The organism is Streptomyces sp. NPDC020807 (assembly GCF_040641575.1).
Classification (GTDB): Bacteria; Actinomycetota; Actinomycetes; order Streptomycetales; family Streptomycetaceae; genus Streptomyces.
On record NZ_JBFADU010000004.1, the window covers coordinates 478937 to 496698 of the forward strand.

Here is a 17762-nt window from a genome sequence, read left to right on the forward strand (position 1 = left end):
GCAGTAGTTGACGGCGGCGTCAGCGGGCGAGGGCCCGTGCACTGATGGGTCGTTGCCGCTATCACGGGTTGGATCGCGGCCGACTGGACGCAACTGTAAGAGCTCGCAACACGATCATGTTCGGGTGTTCTTGAGGCGTCTACAGCAGATGAGGCTGCAGGCGAACGAGACGAAGGCGAGTGGAGTTCAGTGCGGCGTTCCCAGCGAACGGCGAGGCGTTTGAACTGATGGAGCGGGGCGAAGATCTGCTCGACGACGTAGCGGATCTTACCCAGGCCCTCGATGCTCGAGGAGCCCCTGCGGGAGATCACCGGCGGGGTCCAGCACTTACGCAGTTCGCAGCGATTGGGGTCGGAGCCGTAGCCCTTGTCGCCACCAGGCCTCAGGGCGTCGTCGGGGCCGGCCCGGGCGTCCGACGACGGGCGGGATGCCGTCGATCAGGCTAGGGGCTGGGTGACGTCGTTGACGTTGGCAGCGGTGGCGATGACCTTGAATGAGGTGCCGCGCCCGTCACAGATCAGATGATGATTTCCGCCCGGCTGCCGCCGGCCGACCGGCGACGGACCGGTGTCGACACCCCATTTTTGACACGGACTGGGAACCGTCGACGCATCCCCGGGACCAGTCCAGCTCGTCGGCCGCGTTCAGCTCGGCGAGCAGGATCCGGTGCGGCCTACCGAAGACCCCGGCCCTCTGCCAGTCCAACCGCTGCCAGCACCTCTGGCGCGAGCCGAACCACAGCTCCAGCGGCAGCCCTTGCCAGGCGATGTCGTTGATCAGCACGTACAGGATGCCCTACAGGCACTGCCGATGTGGCACCGGCCTCAGCCACGGACTACCAGTCGGCCACGGGCCGGAAGACCTCCGCGTCCGATGTGCGCGCACGCTCCCACGAGACCAGGGAGTAGGCGTCCGGGATCTTCGTCAGCGGATGGTGGGATCGGAGAGCACACACGATGACCTCGCTGGTGGCGAGCACACTCGGCCATCCTTCCGGCGTCAACGCCCCGTCCGCTTTGAAGTACGGGTTCCGGGCCACGATGCCCGTGACCCACCGTTCCGGAGGATCAGACCCCGCCGCCGAGCCCGCCAGATCGCCGACCAGGGCACCATCCGGGAACGTGTCCGAGGAGACGACATACCCAACGGCTTGCAGCGGCTCATCAGCTTCCAAGTTTCCACGGGTCACGGACGCCCCGGCAAGCGGGCGAAAGAAGCCGACGGGCATTGCGTCGTACTGCTCGAACAGGTGCCGAAGGGGATGGACATCAACGGGCACGCCGACCAGCTGGAACGACACGTTGCAGCCGGTGACTCTGGAGCCGTCTGTGGAGATGTCGGCGCTAAGGGTGTAAAAGCCGCCGCCTGCGCAGGTGTCGAAGTAGGTCACCTGCTCAGAGTGATGGACCTCTTCCTCGGGAAGGTCCTGGTAGCGCTCCGCCCTCGCAGCGAGAACCCCAACGAACTCGCGCGCTCCGGTGCCATGCCACCCCACATTCAACTGCCGGATACTCCAGCTTGGTTGGGACGTTGTCCATCCCATGGAGTTGAGGGTGTGAACGAGATCGATGAGCCCACGTTCGTCGATTCGACTTACTGGCAGATCCAGCGTCACACCCCTGCCGCCCGCGATCACCCAGTCAACATCTGGGAGATCGTGCGCAAAGACCAGCCCTGCGAATCCGCCCTCCTTTGTCACGTACGGGAGCGGTTGCTGATCGACACCAAGGACCGTCAGCGCTGCGGCCGGCAGGTCCGAAACCGAACGGCGGCGAGCACGCCTCGTGGTCTCCTCGCTCAGGTGAACGCGCCCATGAACCATGAGTTCTTCCCGCTTGATGCGCAGGAGGTTGGCAAGCGACTCCGGCGCGCGGAGGACTTGCAACAGGTCCTTCGGCCCGATGAGCAGGATGGGCTGCTTCCCTCTGAACTTCTCTACCTCTGGGATGACGGTGTCCGTGAAGCCGGACATGCTGATGATCACGCCCACCGCGGAAGGGACTGCGCGCTCCATCCGAGATCGCACGGCATCGAAGGTGTCCACGTTGATGGGGGCCTTCTCCCACTTGGCCTCGATCAGATACCAGGTGTCCCCATAACTCGCGAGAAGGTCGGTCTGCCTGGGGCGAGCGGTGCCGGGGTTGCGCTGGACGCGGAAGTGCGCGTTCTGGAAGAGCCGCTCCAGCAGCTCCTCGAACTTCCGGCCGCGCCGATGCGCGTCCGGACTGGACTGGAGCCGCTGGAACTCCGACACCAGTACCGATTCCCACGCCATAGCCGCGTCTCCCCTCATGTGACCAGCTCACTCGAAGACAGGTGGCGTCCGGGGCCAAGCGGACTCCACCTGCGTCGCCCGGATGCTATTCGGCCCCACCGACACTCGGGGTCGTACGGCCATGCCTGCCGGCGCGTAATCAGGACGGGAGGCCGGAACGGGAAGCGCCGCTGGCCTGCCTCGGCTCCCCACAGCTTCCTCAGGCCGCCTGGGCGGCGTTCCGCGGAATCGCTGCGCCCATCGCCCACTCGACGGCTGCCACGACCTCGTCGTCCGAGGACTCCAGAAGGTGTCCATACCGGTCGACCGTTGTCGTGATCGACTCGTGGCCCAGGCGCGCCTGGATCACGGGCAGCGGAACCTTGCCCGCGATGAGCCAGGAGGCATGGGTATGGCGAAGGTCGTGGATGCGCGGGCGCTTGGTGAGGCCGGCGGCGTTGGCTCCGTTCAGGGCGGGCTTCCAGCGATGCGCGTGGAACACGCCGGAGTGCCAGGCGCCGCCCTCCGGGGCGGTGAAAACGAGGTCGGTAGGCTTCTTCCCGCGGCAGAGCCGCTGGAACAGCTGCACCTGCTCCGGCGTGAGCACGAGGGTCCGGCGCGACTTCTTCGTCTTGGGGGCGCCGAGGAACGTCCCGCCCTCGCCCCGTCGCTTCCAGGCGCGCTACACGCGAAGCGTGGGCCGCTTGGACACCAACGTGAAGTCCCGGGGCTGGAGGGCCGTCACCTCACCCCACCGGAGGCCGGTGCTCATCAGGACGTCGATGATGTCGACGGCGTCGGCACGAACGTGCTCGCGCAGGAGGGCAAACTCCTCAGGTTCCAGGAAGACCTCGTCGTCCTCCGTGTCGTTCCCCTTGGGCAGCTTGGTGTGCGCGCAAGGGTTCGAGTCACGGAGAGAAGGGTCGGCGTCCACGGCGGACTGGAGGATGCTGTAGAGCAGACCCTGGAGGTTGGCGATCGTCTTCGCCGCGTACTTGCGGCGTTCCGTCCCCGGAGGGTGCAGGGGACCCGGCTTCCCGTCCTGGAGGTCCAGGATCCACCGGCTGACGTGGTCGCGGGTGATCCTGTCCCCTCGATCCGAAGCAGACAACTCTCCGAACCACGGGGCCAGGTGGTTGTCGATGAACCTCGTGTAGTTGGTTCTGGTGTGCTCGGATATATCGGTCAGGAGTTCCACATAGGCGTGGGGCGTACGCAGGAAACATCTCCGCTTCGGACGCCGCTGGCTCAGCAGCCTCGACGAAGCCCTCACCCTTGACCCACCCCGGCGGCCATTGCTGTCCGTGACCGTTGACCAGGTCGCGGAAACGTTCCGCCAGCGTCACGTCATCGAAGGGTTCGCGACACCAGTCGCCCGTGCGGGAGACGCCGTCCCGCACAAACGACGGTGTAGGTGACGTCTCCGGACTGTCGTTCACGCGTCTTGATTGAAGCCATACGAGGGATCGTACGGCGCGTCGGTGTGGCGAAAGTGTGGCGAAAGCCTCGCCAGCGCTACGCTGAAACCAACATTTTCGCTGGTCACGGCGACTTTCTCGTGGTGGGGCGGGTGGGACTCGAACCCACGGCCGACGGATTATGAGTCCTTTGGGGATCTTGGCGGCCTTGGTTTTTGATGCCCAGGATTGACGTATTGCCTGGTCAAGCCGGGTGAAGGGGTCCCCCTCTCCCCTACCCTTGCCAGTCCTTTCCTGTCCTTGTGTCCAAACGCCGTCCAAACCCTGTCTCATCCGGGGCTACTCGGCGGGCCGCCCGAGCGTCGCGCCAGCTCAGCAGGCGGCTTCGGACTCGCGCGCGACGGATTCACATTCCAACGCGCAGAGGCTCCCCCAGGGCTGATTCAAAGTCTGGGTGATCATGTGGCGCCGCTGGTCACCGCAGGGTGGCGATCTTCTGGAGAGGCGTCACGCACGCAACGAAGCTCCGGTTTACGGGGTGACCTCGCAAGTCGCCCTGAACAACCGGAGCTTCGATGTGCCGTCAGCCTGCCACCGTCTGCCTGACCAAGTCGCCCTCACGTCAACACCGCGAGATCCCGGCGGTGGCGGACCGTCTGGAGACCCTTCCCGATCCGCGTGACCGGCGTGGCCGCCGCCACTCCCTGACGTCGGTGCTGCTGGCCGCCTGCGCGGTGCTGGCGGGTGCCCGTTCCTACCTCGCCATCGACCAGTGGGCCCGCTCCGCTCCGCAAGACGCCCTCGCCCGCCTGGCGGTCCGCCGTGCCGGCGCCCTGGGCGTACGCATCGCCCCGAGCACCTCCACTGTCCGCCGCGTGCTGCTGGCCGTGTGCCCCGGTGGCTTGGCCGACCTGCTCGGATACGCCCCGGCCGGGGTCGAGAGCCTGGCCCTGGACGGCAAGAGCGCGCGTGGTTCGCGCACCGTGGACGCCCCGGCCGCCCACCTGCTGTCTGCGGTCACCGGGGCCGGACACACCGTCACCCAGCTGCGAGTCCCCGACAAGACCAACGAGATCACCGGCTTCGCCCGCCTGCTGGCCCCGTTCGACCTGGCAGGCACCGTAGTCACTGCCGACGCCCTGCACACACAGCGTGAGCATGCCCGTTTCCTGGTCGAGAAGAAGCATGCGCACTACCTGTTCGTGGTCAAGGCCAACCAGCCGGGCCTGTCCGCCGCGCTGCGGTCCCTGCCATGGAACATGGTCACCGCCAGGCGCTACGACCGCGAGCGCGGACACGGTCGCCGCGAGACCCGCTCGACCCTGGTGCTGACCGTCTCCGGCCTTGGCCTGGACTTTCCGTACGCAGTGCAGGCCGCGAAGATCCTGCGGCACCGACCGACCTGAGGGCCGGCAAGGTCACCCGGCAGACCGTCAACGCGATCAGCGACTTGACAGCCCGTCAGGCATCGCCGCAGCGGATCGGACAGCTGGCCAGGTCGCAGTGGGTGATCGAGAACCGGGTCCACTTCGTCAGGGACACCGCATTCGCCGAGGACGCCTCGAAGATCCGCACCGGGCACGGACCAGAGAACATGGCAACGCTGCGGAACACGGCGATCAACACCCTCCGCACCGCAGGACACAACAGCATCGCCGCCGGCCTGCGCGAGGCCCCCTACGCGCCCTTCACCCGCCACTGGACCTGCTCGGCCTGGCCTGACCTGCACTCCATCAAGATCACCCAGACCTTTTATCAGCCCTGGAGGCTCCCCCTGGCGCCCAGAATGAAGCCTCCATGGCCATTCCATCGGCCATATCTATCATCCGAGGCCACCTTCAGCACGACTCAGCGATACCTCGCCAGCGCATCGTTCAGACTGGCGAATCCTTTGATGCAATGATCTTGGGAGTGTGGGCCACATCGGCAACCATTTCAGCGTTCCTCTCGTGGCACCCTAAAGCTATCGGTCACTCACCGGGTTCAACGGGCAGGAGCGAGCCCAACTCGGGTGACCCGTAGGTCAGGAAGACGAGATCGCTGTCGCTGCTGGTATCCCAGATGTCGCGGACGAACGTCACGGGGACTGAGGTCGTGGGCGGCTGGCCCAAATAGCACTCGACGGACATGGTTCCGTCGGAACGTCCGAAGGACACACGGGCATCGTCGCGTGGAAGGGAGAGCCTGTAGATACCGGGACGTCCGTCGTCTGGGGTCAGCCAGCGCCCTGAGAGGAGGTTGTTCGTGAGCTTGGTGGCAAGTTCTGCCGGAGTGACGTCTCCGGCCAGCTCCGGCGGGGTTCTGATGGTGATGTCATCGTCAGGGGTGCCGAGGACGTCGGTGCTGACGGGCTGGCTATTGATGCCGTCGATCTGGGTTCGGATGCTGGCGATCTCGTTGGCGATGACTCCGTCGCTGAGGTTCGCGGCAAGAGCGAGGCCTTCGATAGCCTTCTCGACGGTGCCGAGGACAGGGGCAGCGCCGCCGAGGATGTTGGTGAAGTCGTCATAGTCCTCCTTGATGCCCTTGTAGACCTGCTCCTCGACGGTGTCTTCGTAGAAATAGTTGCTGATCTGTAGGTGCTCGTAGGTGGCACCGATGCGGTCGATACGGCCGATGCGCTGCTCGACACGCATCAGGTTCCAGGGCATGTCGTAGTTGATAAGCCGGCCCGACGTCTGCAGGTTGAGGCCCTCGCTCATCGAGTCGGTGCCAATCAAGACCTCGACATCGCCGTTGCGGAATAGGGTTTTAATCTCGGCCTTGGTTACCGGATTCCACTCCCCTGCTACGGGATCGTAGATCTCCCCACCACGTCCGGAGTAGCAGCCGAGTCTGTAGTAACCGGCGGCCAGGAGGCGCTCGCGGACGTATTCCATGGTGTCGGTGTACTGAGTGAAGACCACTGCCGAGTCATACGTCTTGAATGACTCGGCCAGGTCCTCGACGAGCTTCTTGGCCTTGGTGTCCTCGCCGGTGATGTCGCCAAGATCGTTGAGGAATGAGCGGAGCTCGCCGATCTCCTTCTTGAGGCGGTCGGCGCGGACGTCGAAGGCCTCAGGGTCGAAGAGGGAGTTCTCCAGGTCGACGCCGTCGTCGTCGGTGAGGAGATCGGCGAGGCTCTTGCCCTGCTCGAGTACGTCGAGGCGGCGTTGCAGGGACTTCTTGATCGCTTCGAAGGAGGAGGTCAGCCGGCGCCGGTAGATGGTCATGATGAAGCCGAGGGCCTTGGTGGCCTTGTCGGACTTATAGGCGTTGTAGTGGCGGCGGATGTACTCCTCGATGCGTTCGTACAGCTTCCGCTCGTTCGGCGCTAGGGGAATGAACTCATCGGTGACATGCCGGTACGGGATGACGATCGAAGCCGGAATAATGCCGGCTGCCTGATAGGCCCGCATGGTCTTACGGGTGTTGCGGAAGATTCGATCACGTATCGGGGTGTGACGGCGAGCCCACCTATCCATCCACTCGGAGGTGACATTGGGGAACTGTGCTCTGAGGTCAGGCGAGGGTGGGTTGTCAGCCATCCCGGTCACTGTCAACGCGTCGGCCCATCCGAGTGCGTCGTTGACCTGCTGCTCCAACTCATAGTCGCGTTCGGCGAGTGGATCGGAGAAGTAGTCCTCCAGCATGTCGCAGATGAGTTTCCAGCCGCGACGCTCGGGCGGGTCGCCGAGGTAGGTGAAATATTGCGTGAAGAAGAATGCCTGCTCACCCCACTTGCCCGGCAGCCCGAGGAGCTCGATGAGGTCCCAGGCCTCGTGGGGGTGCATCTGCATCGGGGTCGCCGAAGCGAGATAGAGCGCACGCCACAGATCGCGCTTCTTCATCTCCTGGAGCAAAGCAAGCAGGGAGTTGGGAGTGTCAGTCGCCTTGGAGCCGCGGCGGCGAGCGTGATGGGCCTCATCGACGAGGACCACATCCCACGGTCCGGCGTCGAGGATCTCCGTACGGCGAGTCCGGCGGCGAGCAAGGTGGGAGGAGGCGAGCACGATCGGGAAGGCCGACCACGGGTTTGTCTTCGGATCGGTCGCGATGGGCTGGTCGAACCGGTCAAAGAAGCCGCCCTTGTCGTAGCGGGCAACGTCGAGGTTCATCTTCTCGTGGAGTTCCTCCTGCCACTGCTTCATCACCGAGGCGGGCACCAGCAGAAGCGCCCTCTTCGCTCGACCGGAGGTGAAGAGCTCACGTAGCACCATGCCTGCTTCGATGGTCTTACCGAGACCGACCTCGTCGGCGAAGAGATAGCCACGCGGGTACGTCGACACCACCCGGTGGATCAGCTCGGCCTGGTGCGGCAGCGGCTGAGCCCACGCTGTACCCACGCCAGTCCATGCTGAAACCTTGGGCGCATCCCGGAGAGAGACCAACTCGTCCCAGGCCGCCTGCAAATCGACGTCGACAGGCTGCGCCTCGCGGTCGGCCTCCTCGGGCTTCGGCTGCGACACGAGCGTGTCGAAGGGGAACGGCGGAGCGTCGGGAGCGTGCTCTATCAGGTGTTCCCGGACGGCGGTGGGCAGGTCGATGATCGCCCAGCCCTCGTCGGGGTTGGCACGCCAGTGACGCTCGAACGCTCGCTCCTTGGGCTCTCCATAGTCCTCCCATGACTCGGTACGCCAGGAGCGGTAGGCGTCGAAGGTCTCATGGTTCTTCACCCACGCGGTAACCGAGGCGTTGTTAGAGCCGCTGAATGCCACCCTGTGGCCGTAGCGGTCTGTAAAGATCCCGTACTTGGTATGGAAGTAGCGGCCCGACTCTTGGTGAGTGAGCAGGTGTCCGTGCTTGTCGACCGGGACGCCGACCCGGATGTGAAGGCGGTCGTTGGCGACCATCCAGGCCAGCACGCTGAGGTGCTCGCTCTGCACGATCTTCGTCCCCTCTAGGCCGGGGTCAGCCAGTAGACGCTCGGCGACTACATCGTCGAGCGGAGTGCCGGAGAGCACCGCGTCGACGTCCTTCTTGCCGAGCTGGGCTCCGACGATGAGTCTCATCACGCCGCCACCAGCGATGAAGTATGCCGTACCCTGGGCGGCAAACTGCAGCTCTGCCCCTGACCAATAGCCGACCGCACGGTCGTAAGCGACAGCCCTGGAAAGCAACGGCTCGTAGAACGTGTCAAACGGCGCATCGTCGGGCGAGTACATCGCCTTCAACGTCACGCTGCGGAACGATTCCTCTGCCGTGGCAGGGTCGTGGTCGAAGAGACCACCCTGCGCCGGTGCCGCCGACTTGGCGGCGGCACCAGGGCACGAAGCATCGTCGTGCTCGGCCAACCTCACTCCATCTCGAAGAGCGCGTCGGGCTTATCCTCGACCAGCGTGGCCACGTCGATGGCCTCTGGCAGAGTCACATCAGGGAAGTAAAGCGTGCACAGGGTGTCAAGGCGCCCCGCCTCGGGCACGACCCAGTCCCCCTTGACCTTGGTGCGCGGCATCGCATTCACCAGACCCTGCAGGGTGGAGATAAGTCCTGCGTCGTTGGTGAAGCCGTGCTTGTCGAGGAATCGCTTGGCCGCCGGCATGCCATCGTGCTCGGCGATGTACAGGGTCGTGTCGACTGCGTCGATGATGAAGTCGAAAGACTGAGCCTCGGGCCGCACGCCGGGGGCTGCGGAGTCGCCACCACGCCGCACCCGCTCGCTCGGGGTGAGCAGAGTGACCTTACCGGCGGACTTTGAGACCACCTTGGCCCGCTCGAGCGCATCGACATCGAGCCCACCGACGGCGAGGGCCAAGAGACGGGCAGTATCGAAGGGGAAATCCCGGGCAGCGAAAGTATCCCACGCCAGCAGTACGAAGTCGGTGAGCGTGTCGACCTTCGCCGCCTTACCGACCAGGCGGGAACGGCGCAGGTCCACGATCTCCTCACGGGCTAGAGAAAGGGCCTCCTCGGGCCGCAGCAACCTGTCGCGGCCACTCTCGTCCGGGGTCGAGGAGTAGACCGGCCAGCTCTGCGAGATCACCGAGAGCGTCGGGCCGTACGTCGACAACAGCAGGTCGACGCCCTCAATCCCGTCATGCTGGAAACGCATCGCTGCGTCACGGGCTGCCTGGCGAACATCCTGCTCAATGTCATCGAGATATACTTTGACGCTGATGTCACGGGCGTCGCGTTTGCGACACACGAGCATAATAGTGGACTCCGCTGCGTTCACATTCGCAACGTGCAGCGAGTGTTCAAATTCTGTATTAATCGGCCACGACGTCTCGATGGTAAATCCAGCCTGCAAGAGTCCCATGCCAAGCGTGTCCCAGGCGTCAGCCTTCTTGTGAGTGAACATGACCGAGAGAACGCCACCCCCGGCAAGCACTCGCCGGGATTCCTCGAAGATACTGGTCATCTTCGATTCGTAGTCGAGATCTGCAAGTTCTCGCTTACGCTTACCCATTGCGGCAAAGCGTGCCAGATTTGCGACTGCTTCGTTCTCTTTGTCGGTCAGATCATCGTGGAAGTATTCCGGGACGAGTCGGCCGAGGGTCCTCTTCTCCCAAGCATAGAAGTAGTCAGCCAACTCGGCATACATTACATTGTCATAGTATGGCGGATCCATGCAAATGTGGCTGATCGATTCATCCGGAAGCGCCAGTTGTGCCGCACTACCCTGAAGTACAGTTACCTCGCGCTTAAGTCGATTCTCCAGGTTAAAATCTGAGGCGCCAGTCTCGTCGAGTAGACGTGCGATGCCGCCATAGGCATCGAGTAGTTGTTCAAGACACCACGAGTAGAGAGCCGTCGCACCTTCGAACTCTGCGAATGTCCACTTGAATGAAAAGTTGTGCTTCTCGAAGACGCTCCGCATGCCTTGCCGGAAGATGTTCCACGAGGTCGAGCGTGAGTTCCAGTTGAGAGCCTTGCCTTGCATCAGCGCCAACTCAAAAAGGACGGCCTCAGCCTGATCTCCGAGTGAGCTCACCACCTCAGGGATGAGCTTCGCGAACTCGTCTCCAAATGTGCCGTGGACAAGTGCCTGCCTGGGCAGGAAGAAGTCGAGCCAGGTGTTGATGCCGTACATACGGTGACCGCGGTCGTAGTTGGCCTCGACCGGGATCTCTTCGGAAGGCAACACGCCCGTCGCCTGCCACAGCGCCTTCACTTCCTCAAGCTTCGCCTCAGCGGCAGCAATGGCCTCGAGGTCGGAGGGGGTGGGGGCACGGAAGGTGCGTTCGCCAGAAGGTTTGCGGATGGCGACGGCGTAAAGCACCTGTTTCATCTGGCCGGTTTGAGCTGCCTGCTTGATGCAGTCGCCGTCGATGACGAGCTGGTCGTAGGGCGAGATGGCCTTGCCCCGCGCCGTGGTGCCGGTTGACGCATCGGCCTTGTCGACGTCCTTGCCGAGGGCAACCTCGAAGATCGGCTCGGAGAGCTCGACGCCATCGTACTCGGTGAGCATCCGGACGGCGGCTTCCTTGCCTGCGGTCTTGCGCAGCCATTTGTCAGGCAGGAGCGGTACAAGGCGGCCCGTGCGAGGGCAAGGGATGGCGTTCGTCCAGATGTAGGCGACGACGCTCTCTCCACCCTGGAGGGGGAAGTACTCCTTGAGTCGCTCCTCGACGCGCTTGACAAGAAGCTGCCCCCACTTCTTCAGTTCTGGAACCAGGTCGAGCCCCCTGGCTGCAGGGATCTCGACGCCAGCCTTGAGCACGCTAGCGGCAACGCCGTTAAGGTCGTTGGCCACCACCGGGAGCCCGAGGCGGGACGCCGCCCACGGGATGCTTCCGCCGCCGGCGGTGGGGTCGGCCAATGTCGGGAGCTTGCCCCAGGTATGGATGAGCACCGCGTGGAGAAGGTCGATGTCCTTGCGCGGGACAGGGTTACGGAAGGCCTGCTTGTAGCCGTAGCCGTTTCCCTTGAGCTTCACGCCTGCGGCGTTAGCCGCGTCGATGACCTTCCGCCCATGCACCGGGTCACCCCAAATGCCAACGAGGTGGAGCAGCCAGCGGCGGTAGGCAGCCTCGTTCTGGAGTTCGGCGGCATCGGGAAACGCCTTAGCGAGCTCCTCGGACCATGCGGGGAGGACACCCGCGAGAGCAACAGCGGCGGAGGCGACGAGGGGACGACGAGCCCACCAGATATGGAGGAAGGAGAGCGGGGGGAGCGCGGAGGCGGCGCCGCGTTCGCGGCGGGACTCGATGCCGAGCTCGGCGACGGGGAGCCAGTCCTCGATGAGGACACGTGGTTTGGTACTCAATGAGGTGGCTCTTTCAGTTGTCAGAGAGGAGTGTACGGAGGGCTTTGCAAGCACGGTTAGCGCCGACCCCAACGCACTTGGAGTACCAGTAATAGGTCTCCTCGGTGCTCATGGCATTGACGCCGGCGACGAGGGCTCGGACACGCTCGTTCTTGGCGATGGGCTGGGTAACCAGCAGGATCAGTGCTAGGCGTAGACCATCAGGTTCGGTGAGCCGGATGGGTGCCTTGCGGGTGAAGGCCAGCACACTGGGCTGGTGGCCCGATCGCTTCACGGCAGCGAAGAGGGCGTCGACGACGCGGCCCGTCTGCTGCGGGGTAAGGGTGACGACGGCCGTTGCGAAGACGGAGCCGACCTCGCCATAAGCCTCCTCGATAGTGAGGCCGTAGGTCTCGCCGCGGCCGGGCTTCACGATGAGACGGAAGCCGCGGACGCCGGCGACGGCAGCAAGCCGTCGGCTCGGGACGGTCGTCGCACGGGGCAGGGTCACTTGGTCACCTCCGCAGTCATCGTTGTGCTCTTGATGCCAAGCTTCTTGATCACGTCGTGGATCTGCGCGAACTGCAGGTCGTCGACGTCGAGTGGTGGGTTGAACCGGAAGGTGAGGGTGACATCGCCAGCCACCTTCGTGGCGGCGGTGAGCGCCTTCTTGGCGTGACCGTAGGCTATCTGGAATTCAGCGCGCTCGGCGGTGCCCTGGAATTGGATGCCGCCCCCGGTGAGTCCCTTGTACTCGGCACGGATGGTGGCGCGAACCGTGATGGTCTGCTTCTGCAGCATGCCGAGCGAGGCGACGGCGAGGTCGAGGTCGCTCGTGCCAGACGCGGAGTCCGCACTCACCTTCAAAGTGAGAGTCGAGATGGTGCGGATCGTGTAGTCGGAAACGGCGTCGAGCAGGGTCTGCATGGCCGCGCCGCCGGGGCCGCTCGCAGTGAAGGTCTTGGAGGTGGCAGTACGGGTGGGAACCTCGACGCCGATCTCGTCGGCGGTCTCGCGAGGCAGCATGCGAAGGCTGTCGAGACCCTTGTCCTTGATCGCCGAAGGCGAGAGCGCCCGAACACCGGGGGCGGGCTCGGTATCGGTAACGACGAACCAGCCGTACTCGCTGGACTGGACGGCGGTGGCCAGCAGGTCCAGGACGTCAGTCTTGGAGGGCTCGCCGCCGCAAACAGCCTCAAGGCGGGCGCGGAGGTCGGCCCCGGTGAGCTGATCGCCGGTGAGCACCGAGCGGAGGTCGGTCTGGGTGGGTTTACGGACCAACAGGCCGCGCCTCTGCGCCTCGGTCATGGTCATGACCTCGGTGTCGGCGCTGAAGGTGATCGACATGCCAGCCTGGTTGTTAGCCGTGTAGGCCCGACCTCTGGCGGAGTCGTAGTAGACCCAGTTGTCGTGGTTGACGCCGTTGACGATCGCGTCGCGCAGCAGGGAGGCATTGCGGACGATGGCGACCTTGTGATCGGACCAGAAGTAGTCGGCGATCGCGGCCGTGCTCGCGGCCTCCTTGTTGGCCCAGGTGCGGGTGCGCAGAAAGGAGGCGGTGAACGGGCTCGTGCGAATCTTATCCTCGTCAGTCAACAGGGTGATGATTGCTGAGGTGGCATTCTTCGGGTCGCCCTGGGCTTGGGCGGGGAGCTCGCGGTGACGCAGATAGTCGGTGGCCTTCTCGTCGGCCGGGTAGTAGATGTGCTTAAAGCACCGGGTGACCGCGATGCGTGCCTGAAGACGGGCTTCCTTGTCATAGGTCTCGACTTTTTTACGGACCTCCTCGCTGAACTGGCCCAGCCGGTGGCTGTCTGCAGCAAGATTGTTGGAGGCGATCAGAGCACGTGCGCGGTCCTTGAGTACGGAGACCTGCTCGGCATCGGCAAGGGCGAAAACCAGGGAGTTGCGGTACTTGCGCGGTGTGCCGACGGAGCCGACCTTGTCAAGCATCTCCACAATCGGTACCGGCGGCTGGTCGGCGTGGCGCGGATCGACCGTGACGACATCGTGGTCGAGCACCACCACCCGCAGAGCGGCCTTGTCTGGGATCTCGGCAGGGCCTGACGGAAAATGGATCGCAGTGACGCCGCCGTCGTTGGCGAACGCCTTGTGTACCAGGCTGTCGACTTCCGCGGCGACCGCGGTGTTGGCGACGTTACGCTTCTCTGTTTCGATGATGGCGTTGACGTTGGGCTCAATGTTGAAGCGCCAGCGAGCACCGTCGTACGACAGGTGCCAGAAGACTTTCTCCGATTCGGTCAGCGCCTTCTCGAAGATGGCGGCGTCCTCGCCGGGGTGGAGGGTGCCAACTAGCCAGTCGTTGCGTCCTGCTCCCGCGGTGGAGACCATCTCCAATGAGTGGGTAAACACCGTGCGGGCCACCCGGGTGGCGTAGGCAGGCTTGCCAGGGAAGACGTCAGTATCGACGACAGCCGCGTGGGAGGCGTTAGAAGCGAAGTCACCCTTGGCCACGCTCGCGTACTCGGCGCGGCCAAGGCCGTCAGTGAGGTGATTCAGAACCGGCTCACTGGAGTAATCAATGTCGCCGACGTTGATGATCGCTGTGTCGTCATTGGTGGTGTAGATGTTGGCCACGACCTCGGCCAGGAGTTTCAGGGCGCCGCGGGCGCGCTGGAACTCCGTTATGTTGCCCAGGCGCTTATCGAGGACGCGGACCAGCTCAGGGTGGAAGGGATAGCTCTTGGTGACCAGGTCGCCGTAGGAGGCCGGGTGCTCGGCACCACCGGCGAGTTGTTCGGTCTTGGCGAGCTTCTCGTAGAAGTCCCGGTAGGCATCCCCAGCTGCCTTGGCAGCGTCCTCGTCAACGGAGGCGAAGATACGCTTCTTAAGGATCTCTCCGATCTCGTTGTCATCGGCCGGCTTGATCACTGCGCTGGGCTGCACCGCGCGGGTCAGCACATCGCCAGTCTCTTGGGCAGCCTTGACCGAAGCAGCGTTGGCAGCGTCAGCCTTCTCCTTTTCCTCACCGGTCAGCTCGCTGATCTCAGTGGTCTCCGCGCCGAACGCGTTAGTGGTCGCGGCCAAGGTGATGATGACCGAGACCTTGTTTGTCGGGTCAGAGGCGACCTCGAAGAGGTTGCCGAGAAAGACAGGGATCGCGCCAGCCATGCGGCGAACGTCTTCACTGCCAGAGGAGGCCACCGTGCGCAGGTGCTTGGCGATCTCGTCGACGATCACTACCGTGGGCTTGCCGCCGAAGGCGGCCTTAATCGTGGCGGTGCCTGGAGCGGTGCGTTGGGTGTCGTTCGCCTCCATCGCCGCGAAAGCGTCTTCGCTGATCTGGGCGGCCATCTCACCCCACATCGTGTAGGTTCGATGACCGCTGGTTTCAAGGCCCGCGGTGGGGTCGAGGGCGTCGCCGACTAGGGCCGCAACTTGGACTGGGCCGTCGGGAAGCAGGCTCAGGTCGAGGAACTCTGTCAAGTTGGACGGCCGAGCGCCCTTGGCGAGGTGGTAGACCGCAGTCAGGCCATGGGTCTTGCCACCACCGAACGAGGTCGTCGGGCGAAGCACACCGTTCTCCCCCGCGACACCCTTCGCTCCGGTCAGACGGCCGAATGTCTTGGCAAGCAGCGTCTTCAGGCCGCTCGTGGGGTAGGTCTGCGCGAAGAATGCCTCCGCGTCGCCATACACCGGATAGTGGGCCGCGTCACGGACCACCTTGTCGAGTTGCGCTGCGAAGTGGTTGTCCGCCAACCCGCCTTCGAGCACATCCTCCCGCGGAACACACACGTTCCGCAGGGCCACCAGACCCGACGCTGACATGCCTCTCCTGCCGCTAAGACACCGTGCACGCGGCGTCGCTCCTCGACCTGCGCACCATGCTATTGCAGGCCTCCGACGATTCACCGGGCTCTACCTACGTCCCGCATCACCCAATCCGGTCCTCGGCGTGTCGTGCGCCACCCAAGCAGGAGACCTACATCACAACGTTGGCTTCCTGAGTGATGTTGGACGGGACATAGTTGCGGCCGTGACCGTTGATCATCACTGGGTCACGTTCGGAATGTGAATGGAGCCAGAGTTTGAAGCGATCGAGGGTGACCTTGGCTTGGCAGTGGACGGCTTCATTGTCGTAGCGGGCGACCAAGGCCCGGTTCTGGTCAGCTGAAGCAGCGTTCGATGGCGTCATGGCGTGCGCAGGCGATGCGATCGAGGCGGCACTGGGCTTCGCCGCGACGAATATGTCCGTTGATCTACTCGGCCCGCTCCGGAATCGTGCAGGCGATGCCGCGTCGCCCCAGGTAGGCGCGGATCTTCCCAGCCAAGTAGCCCTTGTCGGCCACGACGCGGTCGGGCCGGGTCCAGGGCCTACCGACCCCGGCCTGGCGGTCCCGATCAGGCCCATGACCATGAACGCCGGCGGGCGACCCTGGCCTCACAGGAGGCCAGTTTGCACAGCCACGCCGGGGCGCTGTTCTTCGACGTCCATGCTGGTGCCGGGCTGTAGTAGGTCCGTTGCACTCCTCAGGTCGACAGCGATAGACGCAGCACGCGTGACGCAGAATCGAAGCACCTACACATCCCGGACGCGACGTTCCAGGAGGTCTCGCCCTCGACCACGTCCAGGACGCGAGCTGCGGCCGACTGAGGGTGGTCGCTGCCCGGCTTCGACCTGATGGCGATCTCCTCGGCCTGCTCTGAGCTCCGGCACGCCACTCCGAGTAGGGCGCTGCAGTTGCAGCGGCTGAGAAGTGACTCAGGAGCGGTGCAGTGGGAACCGGCTGGTCTTCCTGCGAGTCGAGAACCTGAGCTACGCCATCCCCGACGATCAGCGGCTGAACGTCACGGTGCTCCAGTTCGCACTTTCACGGACCACGATGCCGGATGCTGTGAGGTGGCTCACAGCATGATGGTCGGACAGGGGCGTCTCTGCGGCGTCTGGGTGACTTGGGCGTGTCGGACCACTCGCGTCCAAACACTCTGTCCAAACATATAGAGGAGCGCGAGAATGAAGGCCGTGCGCGATCACAGCCAGAGCCGCCTGACCGGGAAAGTACCTGGTCAGAACGATTCTGTTGCGCCCTGAAGTAGTGGGGCGGGTGGGACTCGAACCCACGGCCGACGGATTATGAGTCCGCTGCTCTAACCGGCTGAGCTACCGCCCCGAGCGTTGAGGCACGTACATGTGTGCGCGCCGTCTGCCGCAGCATAGCCGGTCATACGATCTCCTGCTCCGGGTGATCGGCTCTGCTGACCATGAAGACCGCGTCCCGGGGCGCGTGGTTCCCGGAGACGCGAAAAAGGACCCCGAAGGGTCCTCTTCCGTTCTGCTCCCCCGACTGGACTCGAACCAGTAACCCTCCGGTTAACAGCCGAATGCTCTGCCAATTGAGCTACAGGGGATCGCGCTCCCCCGACTGGACTCGAACCAGTAACCTGCCGGTTAACAGCCGGCTGCTCTGCCAATTGAGCTACAGGGGATTGCTGCGTTGCACCGAACGTACCCGATCCGGTCGAACCGGGCGGGCGGTCGCTCGCTGCGAGACATACATTAGCGCAAGCAGGGGGGTGCTCCGCCAATCGGTATCCCCAGGGCCTCCAGGGAAGGATCGCCGTCGTGCGGTACAAGCTGACGTTCGTCGTGGGACTCGCCCTCGGTTACGTGGTCGGCACACGGGCGGGACGCGAGCGCTACGAGCAGATGAAGAAGGCCGCGAAGGACTTCTCGCAGAACCCGGCCGTGCGCAACGCCGCCGAGTCCGCCGCCCAGACCGGCCGCCAGTTCGCCGGGAAGGCGGTGCACGTCGTCGGCGAGACGGTGGGCGACAAGCTGCCCGCCTCCGTCACCGAGCGGGTCCCCGGTCTGCGCGACCGCGTCCGGAGCAACGGACGCGTCGAGGACGACGACTGGGGCACCAGCAACACCTGAGCCGTGAGGCGTGCAGGCGGTCGAGTG

10 protein-coding genes, 3 tRNA genes and 1 pseudogene are annotated in these 17762 nt (G+C 64.3%); 3 read left to right on the forward strand and 11 right to left on the reverse strand.

Annotated elements, in window-relative coordinates:
* Positions 1-835: 835 nt before the first annotated feature.
* The 3 genes and pseudogenes from AB0G79_RS09880 to AB0G79_RS09890 all read right to left on the reverse strand — a co-directional run bounded on the left by AB0G79_RS09880 (position 836) and on the right by AB0G79_RS09890 (position 3452).
* A complete protein-coding gene (locus AB0G79_RS09880) occupies positions 836-2275 on the reverse strand; it encodes a restriction endonuclease (protein ID WP_360802976.1) in 1440 nt (479 codons plus the stop codon).
* 199 nt (positions 2276-2474) lie between these two features.
* Positions 2475-2876 (reverse strand): annotated as a pseudogene (locus tag AB0G79_RS09885) (tyrosine-type recombinase/integrase); the annotation flags it as partial.
* Positions 2877-2936: 60 nt separating this feature from the next.
* Entirely contained in the window at positions 2937-3452 is a 516-nt protein-coding gene (locus AB0G79_RS09890; protein WP_360802979.1) for a hypothetical protein, read from the reverse strand.
* Positions 3453-4316: 864 nt separating this feature from the next.
* Between AB0G79_RS09890 and AB0G79_RS09895 the strand changes: the two genes are divergently transcribed.
* Positions 4317-5078 carry an ISAs1 family transposase gene (locus tag AB0G79_RS09895; RefSeq protein WP_360802982.1) on the forward strand — a complete coding sequence of 254 codons (762 nt, stop codon included), beginning with the start codon at positions 4317-4319 and terminating at the stop codon, positions 5076-5078.
* Positions 5079-5113: 35 nt separating this feature from the next.
* Positions 5114-5575, forward strand: coding sequence for a hypothetical protein (locus AB0G79_RS09900; RefSeq protein WP_360803104.1), 462 nt, complete (start codon positions 5114-5116; stop codon positions 5573-5575).
* Positions 5576-5642: 67 nt separating this feature from the next.
* On the opposite strand, the gene AB0G79_RS09905 is transcribed toward AB0G79_RS09900, so the two are convergent.
* The 8 genes from AB0G79_RS09905 to AB0G79_RS09940 all read right to left on the reverse strand — a co-directional run bounded on the left by AB0G79_RS09905 (position 5643) and on the right by AB0G79_RS09940 (position 17287).
* Positions 5643-8945: an SNF2-related protein gene (locus AB0G79_RS09905; protein ID WP_360802985.1), complete on the reverse strand. Its 3303-nt coding sequence runs from the start codon at positions 8943-8945 to the stop codon at positions 5643-5645.
* Between the two features lie 2 nt (positions 8946-8947).
* A complete protein-coding gene (locus AB0G79_RS09910; RefSeq protein WP_360802988.1) occupies positions 8948-11860 on the reverse strand; it encodes a DUF1156 domain-containing protein in 2913 nt (970 codons plus the stop codon).
* A gap of 13 nt (positions 11861-11873) precedes the next feature.
* Positions 11874-12350: a hypothetical protein gene (locus AB0G79_RS09915; RefSeq protein WP_360802991.1), complete on the reverse strand. Its 477-nt coding sequence runs from the start codon at positions 12348-12350 to the stop codon at positions 11874-11876.
* Complete coding sequence (locus AB0G79_RS09920; protein ID WP_360802994.1) at positions 12347-15628, reverse strand: DUF499 domain-containing protein; 3282 nt, start codon at positions 15626-15628, stop codon at positions 12347-12349. Before AB0G79_RS09920 ends, AB0G79_RS09915 begins: the two co-directional genes overlap by 4 nt.
* A gap of 154 nt (positions 15629-15782) precedes the next feature.
* Positions 15783-15995, reverse strand: coding sequence for a hypothetical protein (locus AB0G79_RS09925; RefSeq protein WP_360802997.1), 213 nt, complete (start codon positions 15993-15995; stop codon positions 15783-15785).
* A gap of 902 nt (positions 15996-16897) precedes the next feature.
* A tRNA-Ile gene (locus tag AB0G79_RS09930) sits at positions 16898-16971 on the reverse strand.
* 165 nt (positions 16972-17136) lie between these two features.
* Positions 17137-17209, reverse strand: a tRNA-Asn gene (locus AB0G79_RS09935).
* A 5-nt stretch (positions 17210-17214) separates the two neighbouring features.
* Positions 17215-17287, reverse strand: a tRNA-Asn gene (locus tag AB0G79_RS09940).
* Between the two features lie 136 nt (positions 17288-17423).
* On the opposite strand from AB0G79_RS09940, the gene AB0G79_RS09945 reads away from it, so the two are divergent.
* Positions 17424-17735 carry a YtxH domain-containing protein gene (locus AB0G79_RS09945; RefSeq protein WP_360803000.1) on the forward strand — a complete coding sequence of 104 codons (312 nt, stop codon included), beginning with the start codon at positions 17424-17426 and terminating at the stop codon, positions 17733-17735.
* Positions 17736-17762: the final 27 nt, after the last annotated feature.